This is a genomic window from Rhodococcus sp. MSC1_016 (assembly GCF_023667485.2).
GTDB lineage: Bacteria > Actinomycetota > Actinomycetes > Mycobacteriales > Mycobacteriaceae > Rhodococcus_F > Rhodococcus_F oxybenzonivorans.
In genome coordinates this window covers 1,554,348-1,568,215 of the sequence record NZ_JAMOZI020000001.1, presented here as the reverse complement: position 1 = coordinate 1,568,215, position 13,868 = coordinate 1,554,348, and the positions used below count along the sequence as shown (strand labels likewise).

Genomic DNA, 13,868 nt, shown 5'->3' with positions numbered 1-13,868 from the left:
CGGTCACTCCGACTTCGTACGACGGCCGAGCAACTGGCCGATCGCGTCCTGCACGACGAGACCTTCATGACACACGCGGTGCACGGCGTCGGTGAGCGGCATTTCGACGTCGTAGCTGGATGCGAGCGCCCGAACCGACGAGCAGGATTTCACGCCCTCGGCCACCTGTCCGTGAGTGGCCTCCTGCGCGGTCTCCATGGACCCGCCCTGCCCCAGCCGCTCACCGAAGGACCGGTTCCGCGACAGCGGTGACGAGCACGTGGCTACCAGGTCGCCCACGCCGGCGAGCCCTGCAAGGGTGGTCGGTTTTGCGCCCAAGGCAACACCCAGACGAATGATCTCCGCCAGGCCGCGCGTAATGATGCTCGCAATTGTGTTGTCTCCCAATCCACTTCCGGCTGCCATGCCGCACGCGAGGGCGATCACGTTCTTGCATGCGCCGCCGATCTCGCAGCCGATCACGTCGGAGTTCGTGTACGGACGGAAGTACCCCGTGGCCGACGCCTTCTGCAGCGCGAGCGCGCGCGTCGAGTCGGTGCACGCGATCACTGTCGCCGCCGGTTGTTCGATCGCGATCTCGCGGGCCAGATTGGGTCCCGACAGGACGGCGACACGCCCCGGATCGGCGCCCGTGACCTGGACGATGACCTGACTCATCCGCATCAGAGTGCCGGTCTCGATCCCCTTCGCGAGGCTGAGGAGGGTGGCATCCTCACCGATCATCGGACTCCACTCCGCCAGATTGCTTCGCAACGACTGGGAGGGAACGGCGAGAACGACGAAATCGGCACCGTCCAGCGCGGCCGCCGCATCATCGGTGGCAGTCAGCGTCGACGGAAGCGCGACGCCGGGCAGATAGTCGACGTTTTCGTGCCGCCCGGCGATCGATTCGGCGACCTCGGCGCGGCGCGCCCACATGGTGACATCGGTTCCGGCATCGGCCAGGACCTTCGCAAAAGCCGTCCCCCACGAGCCTGCCCCCAGTACAGCAGCCTTGCTCACACAGCCCCCTCATCATCGATTCTCTTCGTATCCCGCTCACAGTAGCGCCGATACCGGGGCACGACACCGCAGCGTCTGGACTGGCAAGATATCGGGCATGAGCACCGCGACTCCACCCGTGATGCCGCGCGCGCACGTACTGGTCGCGGTCAAAGAACTTCACGTGGCCAAAACCCGCCTGTCCGGAGTGTTCGACGTCGCCGACCGCACCGGCCTGGTGCTGTCGATGCTGCGCGACACCCTGACGGTGGTCCGTGACGTCGACTCCGTGGTGGGTGTCACGGTGGTCACGCCCGATGCGGCAGTCGCGCGTCTCGCGCGCAGCGTCGGCGCCCACGTCTATGCCGATCCCACATCGACGCCGGTCGAGGGCGGTGTGGACGAGCAGGGTGGCGAGGGAGACCAGGGCGAGCACGGACTCAATGCGGCGCTGGCGGCCGCGGCCGACCATGTTCGGAAGAATGAGCAGGGTGTGGATGTCGTCGCCCTGCAGGCCGATCTCCCGTCGCTGCGCAGTGACGAATTCGGCGAAGCTCTCGCTGCGGCCAGAACCGGCGGCCGATCGGTGGTCGTCGATCATCACGGAACCGGCACCGCGGCACTGTTCTCGTGCGACCCTTCCGTTCCGCTCGATCCGCAGTTCGGGCCAGGATCGGCGCGGCGACACCTCGAGTCGGGGGCCCGCCCGTTGCACGGGCACTGGCCGGGTTTGCGAACCGATGTAGACACGGCCGACGACCTGGATTCCGCTCGCGCACTCGGAGTCGGGCCTGCCACGCGCGCTGCGCTCGACGCGGCAACCCCTATCGCCGCTTCCCCGGGCGGAAAGTCGTAGCCGACGACCAGTGTGAATTTGCCCCATCGATTGTCCGCAGGAGTTTCCTCGAGGGATGATCGTGATGTGAGTAATGGCGAAGCACTCGACCAGCAGACCGACGTCGACGACAAGAATGGATCGCACGACGGGACCCTCGTGGTGAACTCGACGAGCATCCCCATGGCGCCTCCTGCGGCTACGAATGCTCCCGCGAGCGTCCTCACCGAGGGACTGCCCGAAGATCGTTATCTCAATCGGGAACTCAGTTGGCTCGACTTCAATTCGCGTGTTCTCGCGCTTGCCGAGGACACGTCACTGCCGCTCCTCGAGCGTGCCAAGTTCCTCGCAATCTTCGCGTCCAACCTGGACGAGTTCTTCATGGTGCGGGTCGCGGGCTTGAAACGCCGGGACGAGACCGGTCTGTCCGTGCGTTCCGCAGACGGTCTCTCCCCCCGTGAACAGCTCGCGCTGATCGCAAAGCGCACCCAGGAAATTTCCGACAGGCATGCTCGGGTGTTCCTCGACTCCGTGCGTCCGGCGCTTGCCGCGGAAGGGATCTCCATCATCGGGTGGTCCGATCTCACCGACGACGACCGGGTACGCCTGTCGGTGCACTTCCAGGAGCAGGTCTTTCCGGTACTCACTCCCCTCGCTGTGGATCATGCGCACCCGTTCCCCTACATCAGCGGGCTCAGTCTCAACCTCGCGGTGACGGTGAAGGACGCGGCCACCGGCGGCGAACACTTTGCTCGCGTCAAGGTTCCGGACAACGTGGGTCGGTTCGTACGCGTCAACCGCAACGAGACTCCGTCGTCGATCGACGCCTTCCTCCCCATGGAGGACCTCATCTCGGCCCACCTCGACGTGTTGTTCCCCGGTATGGAGATCGTGGAGCACCACGCTTTCCGCATCACGCGCAACGCCGATTTCGAAGTCGAGGAAGATCGCGACGAAGACCTCCTGCAGGCGTTGGAACGGGAACTGGCCCGTCGGCGCTTCGGATCACCGGTGCGTCTCGAAGTAGCCGACGACATGACCGAGCACATGCTCGAATTGCTGCTGCGCGAACTCGACGTCGACCCGGGTGACGTCATTCAGGTACCCGGACTCCTGGACTTGTCGTGCTTGTGGCAGGTGTACGCGGTCGACAGGCCGGCACTCAAGGACCGGCCGTTCGTGCCTGCGACCCATCCGGCTTTCGGCGAGCGGGAGACTCCGAAGAGTGTCTTCTCCACACTTCGCGACGGCGACGTGTTGGTGCACCACCCCTACGACTCCTTCTCCACGAGCGTGCAACGTTTCATCGAGCAGGCGGCGGCCGATCCGCAGGTTCTGGCGATCAAGCAGACCCTGTACCGGACTTCGGGTGATTCGCCGATCGTCAACGCCTTGATCGCCGCCGCCGAGGCGGGCAAACAGGTTGTGGCTCTAGTCGAAATCAAGGCCCGGTTCGACGAGCAGGCCAACATCAAGTGGGCCCGCAAACTCGAACACGCAGGCGTTCACGTGGTGTACGGACTCGTCGGACTCAAGACGCACTGCAAGACCTGCCTCGTCGTCCGGCGTGAAGGTTCGGCGATCCGCCGCTACTGCCACATCGGTACCGGCAACTACAACCCGAAGACGGCCCGGCTCTACGAAGACGTGGGGCTGCTGACAGCCGCTCCCGAGATCGGCGCGGACCTCACCGATCTGTTCAACTCGTTGACGGGCTATTCCCGCAAGACCCACTACCGCAATCTCCTCGTTGCGCCCTACGGAGTCCGCCGGGGAATCATCGAGCGGATCGACGCCGAGGTGGCCCGCAAACTACAGGGCCACGAAGCCGGAATTCGCATGAAGGCCAACGCGCTGGTCGACGAACAGGTGATCGACGCGCTCTATCGTGCGTCCAAGGCCGGCGTTCCGGTGGACATCGTCGTCCGTGGAATTTGCGCTCTGAAACCGGGAGTTCCGGGGATGAGCGAAAACATCGTGGTTCGTTCCATCCTCGGCCGATTCCTCGAACATTCCCGAATCTTCCATTTCCGCGGCGCCGACGAGTTCTGGATCGGCAGCGCCGACATGATGCACCGCAATCTCGACCGGCGCGTCGAAGTGATGGCGCAGGTGAAAGATCCTCGCCTCACAGCGCAGATGGCGGACATTCTCGACTCTTCCCTCGACCCCACCACTCGGTGCTGGTTGCTGCAGCCGGACGGACGTTGGGCGGCGGCACCGGCGGACGGTGAGGATGTGCGCGAGCACCAGGAGGCCATGATGCGGACGCGGATGGGTGGCGGATCCTGAACGCGACGACGGCGCGGCAGAAGGAAGGAACCCGTTGAGCAGCTCAGGTGACAAACCCGTCAGAGCCAACATCTTCGCCGCCGGTGCGGTGTTGTGGCGAAAGTCTCCCGACAATCCCGACGAGACGGAGGTCGCGCTCGTTCACCGGCCGAAATACGAGGATTGGTCTTTCCCGAAGGGCAAGCTCGATCCCGGTGAGACCGCGGTCGTTGCCGCGGTGCGCGAGGTAGAGGAAGAAACGGGCCTCCGAGGACGTCTCGGTCGCCACCTCGGGGCATTGACCTACCCCATCCCCGGACACCGGCGATTGAAGCGCGTCGAATACTGGGCAGCCGAGGCGCGGGAAGGCGCTTTCGAGGCCAATGACGAAGTAGACGAATTGCGCTGGCTTCCCGTCCCCCAGGTCGCCGATCAATTGTCGTATCCGATGGATCGCAAAATTCTGCGCCGATTCAGCGCCTTACCTCCCGACACCGCAACAGTGTTGCTGGTGCGCCATGCGAAGGCAGGGAGTCGGAAACGGTACAAGGGTGACGACGACACCCGACCGCTCGATCCGACCGGCGAATTGCAGGCAGACGCACTCGTCACGCAGCTCCGGGCTTTCGGAGCCACCGAGATTTCTTCTGCAGATCGCACGCGGTGCACCCAGACCATGGAACCGCTGGCGCGCTCGCTGGACACCACGATCCGGGTCGAGCCGCTGCTGTCCGAGGAGAGCTACAAGGCCGATCCCGCCGCCACACGGACCCTGGTGCGCAAAATTGCCGCACGCGGTGGAGTACAGGTGATCTGCAGCCAGGGCGGGGTCATTCCCGATCTGCTCGAGTGGTGGGCGAAGACTGATGGTGTCTCACTACCGCCGGCGCGCAACCGGAAAGCGAGCACGTGGGTGCTCTCGCTCTCCGGCGGCAAGCTCATCGCAGCCGACCACATCGACAGCCCCCTGCCACTGTCTCGTCAAGACTGACCTGCCCGGAGCATCACCCGGGGCCGTACACACACAGGCGCCGACCACGAGATCGTGGTCGGCGCCTGCTGTCACGCGGAGCGCTGCGTGCGCGCAGCTCTACTTGCTGCGCTTGGCCGGAGCCTTCTTGGCGGCAGTCTTCTTCGCCGTCGTCTTCGCCGGAGCCTTCTTGGCGGCAGTCTTCTTCGCCGTCGTCTTCGCCGGCGCCTTCTTGGCGGCGGTCTTGGTGGCCGTCGTCTTCGCGGGCGCCTTCTTGGCGGCGGTCTTGGTGGCCGTCGTCTTCGCGGGCGCCTTCTTGGCGGCGGTCTTGGTGGCCGTCGTCTTCGCGGGCGCCTTCTTGGCGGCGGTCTTGGTGGCCGTCGCCTTCGCGGGCGCCTTCTTCGCGGCCGTCTTCTTGGCCGCCGACTTCTTCGCCGCTGCCTTCTTCGCCGCAGCCTTCGTGGCGGTTGCCGATGCACCGCGCTTGACCGCGGGACCCGTGGCCGGAAGCTTCTGGCCGCCAGCGATAACCGCCTTGAACTGGGCGCCCGGGCGGAATGCCGGCACCGACGTGGGCTTGACCTTCACGGTCTCACCCGTGCGGGGGTTACGTGCGACACGGGCCGCACGGCGGCGCTGCTCGAAAACGCCGAATCCGGTGATGGTCACACTGTCGCCGCGGTGCACTGCCCGAACAATGGTGTCCACAACATGCTCGACAGCTTCAGTTGCCGTGCGCCTGTCCGAACCCAGCTTCTCGGTCAGAACATCGATGAGCTCTGCCTTATTCATTGAAAATCCTCCGCGAACTAATGGCCCACCATTGGACCGACTACGAACTACGGTAAACCTGAATACCGCAGGAGTCTATGTGCCACGCCAATTCTCATACAACGCGGCACCATTCTCAGGGAATTGTTATCTGGCGGAGAGACTCGGATTCGCTCTGTCAGTCGGTCGAAACAGGCTCCGGAAGCGTCGTTGGTTTCCAAGAAGGCCTTGACTTTTCGAACTCAGAAATGGCCTCTACCTGCCGTAATGTCAATCCGATGTCATCCAGACCCTCGATCAGACGCCAACGGGTGTAGTCATCAATCTCAAAGGGCACCACAGTGGTTCCGGCCGTGACCGTCTTGTTTTCGAGATCGACAGTCAATTCGAGACCCGGCTGCTCGTCGAGCAACTTCCAGAGCAGTTCCACGTCCGACTGGGCCACCTGAGCGGCCAGCAGACCGGCCTTGCCGGCGTTCCCACGGAAGATGTCGGCGAACCGCGACGCGATCACGACCCGAAAGCCGTAGTCGGATAGCGCCCACACCGCGTGCTCCCGGGACGACCCCGTGCCGAAGTCGGGACCAGCGACCAGAACGCTGCCCTTGTCGTACGGTGCGACGTTGAGAACGAAGGAGGGGTCGCCCCGCCACGCGGCGAAGAGGCCGTCCTCGAAACCTGTGCGCGTCACTCGCTTCAGATAGACGGCCGGAATGATCTGGTCCGTGTCCACGTTGGATCGCCGCAGCGGAACGCCGATACCTTTGTGTGTGCTAAAGGATTCCATCGAAAAATCTCCTAAATTCCTTGAGTCCTAGGCCAGATCTGCCGGAGCGGACAACGTTCCCCGGACCGCGGTCGCGGCGGCCACGAGCGGCGAGACGAGATGCGTCCGACCTCCCTTGCCTTGACGTCCCTCGAAGTTTCGGTTGGACGTGGAGGCCGAACGTTCCCCCGGCGCCAGCTGATCCGGGTTCATTCCGAGGCACATCGAGCACCCGGCCTGACGCCACTCGGCACCCGCGGCGGTGAAGATCTCGCCGAGTCCTTCCTTTTCCGCCTGCGCGCGAACCCGCATCGAGCCGGGCACAACGAGCATCCGGACGCCTTCCGCAACGTGGCGGCCACGCAAAACCTCGGCAACGGCACGAAGATCCTCGATCCGGCCGTTGGTGCACGAGCCGACGAAGACGGTGTCGATCGCAACCTCACGCAACGGGGTCCCGGCTTCGAGTCCCATGTAGGTCAACGCTTTCTCGGCCGCCTGCCGTTCACTCTCGTCGGCGATATTTGCCGGATCGGGAACGGCCTCACCGAGCGGCAGACCCTGACCGGGGTTGGTGCCCCACGTCACGAACGGCGTCAAAGTGCTCGCGTCGATATGGACCTCGTTGTCGAAAACGGCGCCCTCGTCAGTCTTCAGCTGTTCCCACGCCGCCACTGCGGCGTCCCAGTCGGCACCCTGGGGAGCATGGGGACGACCCTTGATGAATTCGTAGGTGGTCTCGTCGGGTGCGATCATCCCGGCGCGGGCACCCGCCTCGATCGACATGTTGCAGATGGTCATCCGCGCTTCCATGGACAGCTTCCGGATCGCCTCACCGCGATATTCCAGAACGTAGCCCTGACCGCCGCCGGTTCCGATCTGCGCGATGACGGCGAGAATGAGGTCTTTACTCGTGACACCGTCGGGCAATTCGCCGTCGACGGTGACGGCCATCGTCTTGAAGGGCCGCAGCGACAGCGTCTGGGTCGCCATGACGTGCTCGACCTCGCTCGTGCCGATTCCCATGGCGAGTGCGCCGAAGGCACCGTGCGTGGAGGTGTGGCTGTCACCGCACACCACCGTCATGCCCGGCTGTGTCAGACCCAGCTGAGGGCCGACCACGTGCACGATGCCCTGATCGATGTTTCCCATCGGATGAAGACGGACACCGAACTCCTCGCAGTTCCGCCGGAGCGTGTCGACCTGAGTCCGGGAGATGGGGTCTGCGATCGGCTTGTCGATGTCCACGGTGGGAACGTTGTGATCCTCGGTGGCGATCGTGAGATCCGGCCGGCGCAGGGGCCTGCCGGCGAGCCGCAATCCGTCGAACGCCTGCGGGCTCGTCACTTCGTGAACGAGATGCAGGTCGATGTAGATGAGATCGGGATTGTTCCCCTCACCCCGAACAACGACATGGTCGTCCCACACCTTCTCTGCCAGGGTGCGTGCTTTCTCCGCCATCTTCTCCACCTCTGTGTGTCACTTCGCACAGCGGGCTTCGGGCCGGTCCGCGGTGCGCTTGATGTCGTCAGTCTCATCCCGGTCACGCACTCGACGGAAGCCGTAGGTGCGCTATGATCCCACCATGCGAGAAACTGGTATCGACCTATGAGACAGCATAGCGGCATCGGAGTGCTGGACAAAGCGGTAGGCGTGCTACATGCCGTGGCCGAGAAGCCCTGCAGCCTCACCGAACTGTGCTCGCGCACCGGACTACCCCGCGCCACCGCACACCGGCTGGCCGTAGGTCTCGAAGTGCACCGCCTCCTCACCCGGGACACGGACGGACTCTGGTGCCCCGGTCCCGGCCTGGCCGAACTCGCTGCCACAGCCAATGATCCGCTCGTGTCGGCAGCAGCGCTCGTGCTTCCGCGCCTGCGCGAGATCACCGGGGAGAGCGTGCAGTTGTACCGCCGGGAAGGCACCCAGCGCATCTGTGTGGCGGCCATGGAACCGCCGACCGGTCTGCGCGACACCGTCCTCGTCGGTGCCCGGCTTCCGATGAGCGCGGGCTCGGGCGCCAAGGTGTTACTCGCGTGGGCGGATCCCCAGACTCAGCGCGCCGTTCTTCCCGACGCCGCGTTCGGCGAACGCGTCCTCCTGGAAGTCCGTCGGCGAGGCTGGGCGCAAAGTGCCGCCGAACGCGAACCGGGCGTCGCCAGCGTCGCCGCGCCCGTTCGCGACGGGAACGGTTCTGTCATCGCCGCCATTTCGGTGTCGGGGCCCATCGACAGAATGGGTAGACGGCCCGGTGCCCGGTGGGCGGCTGATCTCCTCGCCGCTGCGGAAGCGTTGCACAAGCGACTGTGAATATGCTCGGTCTCATCCGTACCGCGACAGGAGAGACTTGATGGGCAGCAATCAGCGAGCACAGATCACGATGACGGATTCGGAGATCACCGAATTCGTCGACCACAGCAGGGTCGCGACTCTCGCAACGGTGGGTGCGGACGGCCGCCCGCACCTCGTGGCCATGTGGTACGCCGTGATCGACGGCGAGATCTGGTTCGAGACCAAGGCGAAGTCGCAGAAGGCCGTCAATCTGCGCCGAGACGACCGTGTCACGATCCTCATCGAGGACGGTGACACCTACGACACCCTGCGGGGTGTGTCGATCGACGGACGGGCCGAGGTCGTCGACGATCCGGACGCGCTGTTTGCCGTCGGCGTCAGCGTCTGGGAGCGGTACACGGGGCCCTACTCCGACGAACTCCGGCCCGCGGTCGACCAGATGATGCACAAGCGGATCGCTGTTCGGGTGGTTCCCGACCGTGTCCGGAGCTGGGACCACGCAAAGCTCGGTCTCCCGGCCATGCCCGTCGCCGGGACCACCGCCGCCTACCTGACACAGCCCGCTCGCCGACAGTGACGCGCGACGGCTGATTCTTCTGCCACTGCCGCGCGCCCCGGGAAAAATGAGGGGCATTCTCCATTCCACCGGCGTAACTTCACACAGTGAACCATCTACCGAGGGAGTTCGCCGTGGCCGAAGCGAGTAACGAAGAAATGCGAAAGAAATTCCGTGAGGCACTCGAACGGAAGAATCATCAGGCCGGAATGTCCACTCAGCACAAGGACGGCAATTCCAAAGTGCATCACGTGCACGGCCCGGCCGATCACAAACGCGAATTCCGCCGCAAGAGTGGATAAGCGAGCACACTGACAGAAAGAGAAACACCCTCCACCGAAGTGGAGGGTGTTTCTTGTGTAGCCCCGACGGGATTCGAACCCGCGCTACCGCCTTGAGAGGGCGGCGTCCTAGGCCGCTAGACGACGGGGCCAAGAACTTGGTATTGCACTCACTGGTGTTGCACGAACCTGGTGTTGCTCTGGAAGCTCAGCAAGCATAACTTGCTGAAGTTCGGTAACAAAATCGGCCGAACTTCCGCTGGGGTACCAGGACTCGAACCTAGAATGGCGGTACCAGAAACCGCTGTGTTGCCAATTACACCATACCCCAATGGCCTGTTCGGACCGCTGAGCCGGAGGGCTCCGCGGGCCGCTCGGGCCGAAGAAGAGATTACCAGCCTAGTGGCGGGATTTACCAAATCGCCTGGTCAAGGGCGGTTTCTCTCATCCTTCGGCCGTCGGCCACTCTCACTCGGCGATACTCGCGCGAGCTGAACGCAACCGGGACAGTGACACGTCGCGCCCGAGCAGTTCCATCGACTCGTAGAGGGGCGGGCTGATGTGCGAGCCGGTGATGCCGACTCGGACGGGGGCGAACGCCTTCCGCGGCTTGAGACCCAGTCCGTCGACGAGCGACGCCTTCAGGGCCTCCTCCAGCGCCGCTGCATTCCACACCGCGACGGCTTCCAACGAAGCCAGGGCGGCGTCGAGGACGGGCGCGGCATCGGCACCCAGGTTTTTGGCTGCGGCGGCGGGATCGATGGTGAAATCGTCCTCGTCCACGAACAAGAATTTCAGCAGTCCCCAGGCGTCGGACAGCACCACGATCCGCGTTTGGACGAGTTCTGCTGCCGTCGCGAACACCGCCTCGTCGACCGTCTCCCCCAGATGTCCGTGCACGGTGAGGAAGGCGCGCAACCGCGCCGCGAAATCGGCGGGCTCGAGGAGCCGGATGTGCTCGGCGTTGATGGCGTCGGCCTTCTTCTGGTCGAAGCGCGCGGGATTGGAGTTGACCTTCGTGATGTCGAAGGCTGCGACCATCTCGTCCAGCGAGAACACGTCGTGATCGTCGGAAATGCCCCAGCCGAGGAGGGCGAGGTAGTTCAGCAGACCCTCGGGCACGAAGCCGCGGTCGCGGTGAATGAACAGATTCGACTCGGGATCCCGCTTGGACAGCTTCTTGTTGCCCTGACCCATGACGAACGGGAGGTGGCCGAATTGCGGCGTGAAATCCGCCACACCGATGCGCTGCATAGCCTCGTAGAGGGCCAGCTGCCGGGGCGTCGACGAGAGGAGATCCTCGCCGCGCAGCACGTGGGTGATCTTCATCAGGGCGTCGTCGACCGGATTGACCAGGGTATACAGAGGAATGCCGTTTCCACGGGTGAGCGCGAAGTCGGGCACCGTACCGGCCTTGAACATGGTGTCACCACGGACGAGGTCGACCCAGCCGAGGTCGTGCTCGGGCATACGCAACCGGACGACGGGCTTGCGCCCCTCGTCCAGATAGGCCTGGCGCTGCTCCGGGGTGAGATCTCGGTCGAAGTTGTCATACCCCAGCTTGGGATCGCGGCCGGCGGCCTTGTGCCGCTCCTCGACCTCTTCCGGCGTGGAGAACGACTCGTAGGCTTCACCCGCCGCGAGAAGCTTCCCGACCACGTCCAGGTGGAGTTCGCGTCGCTGGGACTGCCGGTAGGGCTCGTAGGGCCCACCGATCTCCGGGCCCTCGTCCCAATCCAAGCCGAGCCAGCGCAGCGCATCCAGGATCGCCTGGTACGACTCCTCACTGTCACGGGCAGCATCGGTGTCCTCGATACGGAACACGAACGACCCGCCGTTGTGGCGGGCGAAGGCCCAGTTGAACAGGGCGGTACGGACGAGCCCCACGTGCGGGGTTCCGGTGGGCGACGGGCAGAAACGGACGCGAACTTCGCTTGTGGTCATGGCTCACTTGGGTCGGCGCTGGGAAAACGGACCTCTACAGGCTAGTCCGCCCCCCCAGGTCGACACGAGAGCCGTCAGCGCTTTGCGGTCACGGGGTTGGTGAGTGTCCCGATACCACCGATGGTCACGCTGACACTCTGACCCTCGACGATCGGCCCGACGCCTTCCGGCGTGCCAGTGAGGATGACGTCGCCCGGGAGGAGAGTCATGACCGCGGACACCCATTCGATGATCTTCGGAATGTCATGGAGCAGAAGCGAAGTGTTGCTGCTCTGCTTCACCTCTCCGTCCACCTCGGTCGTGATGTCGACGTCCGACGCATCGAGCTGCGTTTCGATCCAGGGCCCGAGGGGGCAGAAGGTGTCGTGGCTCTTCGCTCGAGTCCACTGAACGTCCTGGCGCTGATGATCACGCGCCGACACGTCGTTGGCGGCCGTGTAGCCGAGAACGACGTCGAGAGCCTTGGCCGCTGGGACGTCCTTGCACGGCCGGCCGATCACCACGGCCAACTCCCCCTCGTAATGAACCTCGTTCGAGGATTTCGGCAGGACGATCGCCGCGTCCGGGCCCACGATCGACGTATTGGGCTTGAGGAAGATCACCGGGTCCGCAGGCGCTTCCCCACCCATCTCCGCGGCGTGGGCGGCATAGTTCTTGCCGACACAGATCACTTTGCTGGCGAGTATGGGGGCGAGCAGGCGAACGTCGTCCAGTGGCCAGCTCCGACCGGTGAAAGTAGGAGTGCCAAAAGGGTGCTCGGCGATTTCCCGGGCAGTCAGGGAACCGTCCTCCCCCTCGATACTCACAAACGCAACACCATCGGGACTTGCCACTCGACCAAGACGCATGCCCGAGAGTCTATCGCCCGGCGGCGGGCGGCCTCCGGCATTCCCACCCGGGAGGGTATAGACTCCGACCGTTCGCCAATATATGGGACCTTCATCCTAGATACTGAGATTGACATGACTACAACGAACGTCGAGGCCACCGCCGTCGGATCGGCGCGCAAGTGGTGGATGCTCGCACTCGGGATGTTTGCGCAGGCGGCGCAGGCTGTCTTCGTCAATGGCGTGGCCTTCCTCATCCCGGAACTACAGGCGAGCCACGGCCTGAGTTTGGCCCGCACCGGACTTCTCGTCGCCGCGCCCACCGTCGGCGTGATGCTGACGTTGATTGCGTGGGGCGCGCTCGCCGACCGGTACGGCGAACGCACCGTGCTCGCCATCGGAATGGCGGTGACCGCGGCCGCCGGACTCGGAGCCGCCTCGTCCGGATCACTCTCCGCCACGGGCGTGTTCCTCGTCCTCGGCGGTATGGCCGCAGCCTCCGCGAACGCGGCGAGTGGACGAGTCGTGGTCGGCTGGTTCCCACCCGAACGCCGGGGTCTCGCCATGGGAATCAGGCAGATGTCCCTCCCCCTCGGGATCGCGTGTGCTGCGCTCACCATGCCCTCCCTCGCACACGAACACGGGATCGGCTGGGCCCTGGCCTTGCCGACCGCCCTGTGCGCGGCCGCAGCACTCGCCTGCGCAATCGGAGTCGTCGACCCGCCACGACCGAGTCGCACGTCGGCCGCGGGTCTCGAGATGCTGGCTAATCCGTACCGGAACAGCAGTACCCTGTGGCGAATTCACGCCGTATCGGTTCTACTCGTCGTCCCGCAATACACGGTATGGACCTACGCCCTCGTCTGGCTCATCTCCGAAAGGCATTGGGAGGCAACCGCTGCAGGCCTACTGGTGACCGTCGCTCAGGTTCTCGGCGCACTCGGACGGATGGCAGTCGGCGTCTGGTCGGACGCCGTCGGTAGCCGATTGAAGCCACTTCGCTGGGTGGCCGCCGCCGGTGGACTGTCGATGGCGGCGCTGGCCCTGTCGGATTCGGCCCCGTCCCTACTGGCGATACCGGCGCTCGTCGCCGCTTCCGTTGCCACCGTAGCTCCCAACGGCCTCGCGTTCACGGCCGTCGCCGAGATCGCCGGTCCGTTCTGGGGCGGACGCGCACTCGGAGTCCAGAACACGGGACAATTCGTCGCTGCGTCACTGGTCCCGCCCACCTTCGGGGCGCTGATCGGAATACTCGGCTTCCCACTGACCTTCGCTATCGCGGCGGCCTTTCCGGTGATTTCCATACCGATGATCCCCCTGGCCGGGTCCGCAGACCCGGCCAGGGGGACCGGAAAAGATTAGAGACCAACCGCG

General features: G+C 64.6%; 13 protein-coding genes and 2 tRNA genes. 7 read left to right on the top strand and 8 right to left on the bottom strand.

Features of this window, described 5'->3' with window-relative positions:
• Nucleotides 1-3 precede the first annotated feature (3 nt).
• Complete coding sequence (locus L1080_RS07275; protein ID WP_109331013.1) at nucleotides 4-1,002, bottom strand: NAD(P)H-dependent glycerol-3-phosphate dehydrogenase; 999 nt, start codon at nucleotides 1,000-1,002, stop codon at nucleotides 4-6.
• A gap of 118 nt (nucleotides 1,003-1,120) precedes the next feature.
• Here L1080_RS07275 and cofC point away from each other — a divergent pair, with 118 nt between their 5' ends.
• From cofC to L1080_RS07260, 3 genes are all read left to right on the top strand, one after another.
• Nucleotides 1,121-1,837, top strand: a complete 717-nt coding sequence (cofC, locus tag L1080_RS07270; RefSeq protein WP_308202100.1) for a 2-phospho-L-lactate guanylyltransferase — start codon at nucleotides 1,121-1,123, stop codon at nucleotides 1,835-1,837.
• 66 nt (nucleotides 1,838-1,903) lie between these two features.
• Nucleotides 1,904-4,108: an RNA degradosome polyphosphate kinase gene (locus L1080_RS07265; protein ID WP_159926098.1), complete on the top strand. Its 2,205-nt coding sequence runs from the start codon at nucleotides 1,904-1,906 to the stop codon at nucleotides 4,106-4,108.
• A 34-nt stretch (nucleotides 4,109-4,142) separates the two neighbouring features.
• Nucleotides 4,143-5,078: an NUDIX hydrolase gene (locus tag L1080_RS07260; RefSeq protein ID WP_159926097.1), complete on the top strand. Its 936-nt coding sequence runs from the start codon at nucleotides 4,143-4,145 to the stop codon at nucleotides 5,076-5,078.
• Between the two features lie 99 nt (nucleotides 5,079-5,177).
• On the opposite strand, the gene L1080_RS07255 is transcribed toward L1080_RS07260, so the two are convergent.
• The 3 genes from L1080_RS07255 to leuC form a co-directional block, all read right to left on the bottom strand.
• Nucleotides 5,178-5,849 (bottom strand): HU family DNA-binding protein, encoded by a 672-nt coding sequence (locus L1080_RS07255; RefSeq protein WP_250764551.1) that lies wholly within the window; start codon nucleotides 5,847-5,849, stop codon nucleotides 5,178-5,180.
• Nucleotides 5,850-6,006: 157 nt separating this feature from the next.
• Nucleotides 6,007-6,615, bottom strand: a complete 609-nt coding sequence (leuD, locus tag L1080_RS07250) for a 3-isopropylmalate dehydratase small subunit (RefSeq protein WP_109331021.1) — start codon at nucleotides 6,613-6,615, stop codon at nucleotides 6,007-6,009.
• Nucleotides 6,616-6,642: 27 nt separating this feature from the next.
• Nucleotides 6,643-8,064, bottom strand: a complete 1,422-nt coding sequence (gene leuC, locus L1080_RS07245; protein ID WP_109331023.1) for a 3-isopropylmalate dehydratase large subunit — start codon at nucleotides 8,062-8,064, stop codon at nucleotides 6,643-6,645.
• 138 nt (nucleotides 8,065-8,202) lie between these two features.
• On the opposite strand from leuC, the gene L1080_RS07240 reads away from it, so the two are divergent.
• The 3 genes from L1080_RS07240 to L1080_RS07230 all read left to right on the top strand — a co-directional run bounded on the left by L1080_RS07240 (nucleotide 8,203) and on the right by L1080_RS07230 (nucleotide 9,744).
• Nucleotides 8,203-8,904, top strand: a complete 702-nt coding sequence (locus L1080_RS07240) for an IclR family transcriptional regulator (protein ID WP_109331025.1) — start codon at nucleotides 8,203-8,205, stop codon at nucleotides 8,902-8,904.
• A gap of 40 nt (nucleotides 8,905-8,944) precedes the next feature.
• On the top strand, nucleotides 8,945-9,463 hold the full coding sequence (locus L1080_RS07235; RefSeq protein ID WP_109335188.1) for a pyridoxamine 5'-phosphate oxidase family protein: 519 nt from the start codon (nucleotides 8,945-8,947) through the stop codon (nucleotides 9,461-9,463).
• A gap of 113 nt (nucleotides 9,464-9,576) precedes the next feature.
• Nucleotides 9,577-9,744 carry a DUF5302 domain-containing protein gene (locus L1080_RS07230; RefSeq protein ID WP_159926095.1) on the top strand — a complete coding sequence of 56 codons (168 nt, stop codon included), beginning with the start codon at nucleotides 9,577-9,579 and terminating at the stop codon, nucleotides 9,742-9,744.
• A 58-nt stretch (nucleotides 9,745-9,802) separates the two neighbouring features.
• On the opposite strand, the gene L1080_RS07225 is transcribed toward L1080_RS07230, so the two are convergent.
• The 4 genes from L1080_RS07225 to L1080_RS07210 form a co-directional block, all read right to left on the bottom strand.
• Nucleotides 9,803-9,875 (bottom strand) — tRNA-Glu (locus L1080_RS07225).
• A gap of 107 nt (nucleotides 9,876-9,982) precedes the next feature.
• A tRNA-Gln gene (locus tag L1080_RS07220) sits at nucleotides 9,983-10,054 on the bottom strand.
• Nucleotides 10,055-10,191: 137 nt separating this feature from the next.
• Nucleotides 10,192-11,667 carry a glutamate--tRNA ligase gene (gene gltX / locus L1080_RS07215; RefSeq protein WP_250764571.1) on the bottom strand — a complete coding sequence of 492 codons (1,476 nt, stop codon included), beginning with the start codon at nucleotides 11,665-11,667 and terminating at the stop codon, nucleotides 10,192-10,194.
• A 74-nt stretch (nucleotides 11,668-11,741) separates the two neighbouring features.
• Nucleotides 11,742-12,515: a fumarylacetoacetate hydrolase family protein gene (locus tag L1080_RS07210; protein WP_109331029.1), complete on the bottom strand. Its 774-nt coding sequence runs from the start codon at nucleotides 12,513-12,515 to the stop codon at nucleotides 11,742-11,744.
• A gap of 114 nt (nucleotides 12,516-12,629) precedes the next feature.
• Here L1080_RS07210 and L1080_RS07205 point away from each other — a divergent pair, with 114 nt between their 5' ends.
• The gene (locus L1080_RS07205) at nucleotides 12,630-13,856 is read left to right on the top strand and encodes an MFS transporter (RefSeq protein ID WP_159926093.1); all 1,227 of its coding nucleotides are present in this window, start codon (nucleotides 12,630-12,632) and stop codon (nucleotides 13,854-13,856) included.
• The last annotated feature ends 12 nt before the right edge of the window (nucleotides 13,857-13,868 follow it).

Coding starts and splice junctions, on each gene's coding strand:
- L1080_RS07255 (WP_250764551.1), bottom strand. CDS start 5,849: ATGAATAAGGCAGAGCTCATCGATGTTCTGACCGAGAAGCTGGGTTCG.
- leuD (WP_109331021.1), bottom strand. CDS start 6,615: ATGGAATCCTTTAGCACACACAAAGGTATCGGCGTTCCGCTGCGGCGA.
- L1080_RS07240 (WP_109331025.1), top strand. CDS start 8,203: ATGAGACAGCATAGCGGCATCGGAGTGCTGGACAAAGCGGTAGGCGTG.
- L1080_RS07235 (WP_109335188.1), top strand. CDS start 8,945: ATGGGCAGCAATCAGCGAGCACAGATCACGATGACGGATTCGGAGATC.
- gltX (WP_250764571.1), bottom strand. CDS start 11,667: ATGACCACAAGCGAAGTTCGCGTCCGTTTCTGCCCGTCGCCCACCGGA.
- L1080_RS07210 (WP_109331029.1), bottom strand. CDS start 12,515: ATGCGTCTTGGTCGAGTGGCAAGTCCCGATGGTGTTGCGTTTGTGAGT.
- L1080_RS07205 (WP_159926093.1), top strand. CDS start 12,630: ATGACTACAACGAACGTCGAGGCCACCGCCGTCGGATCGGCGCGCAAG.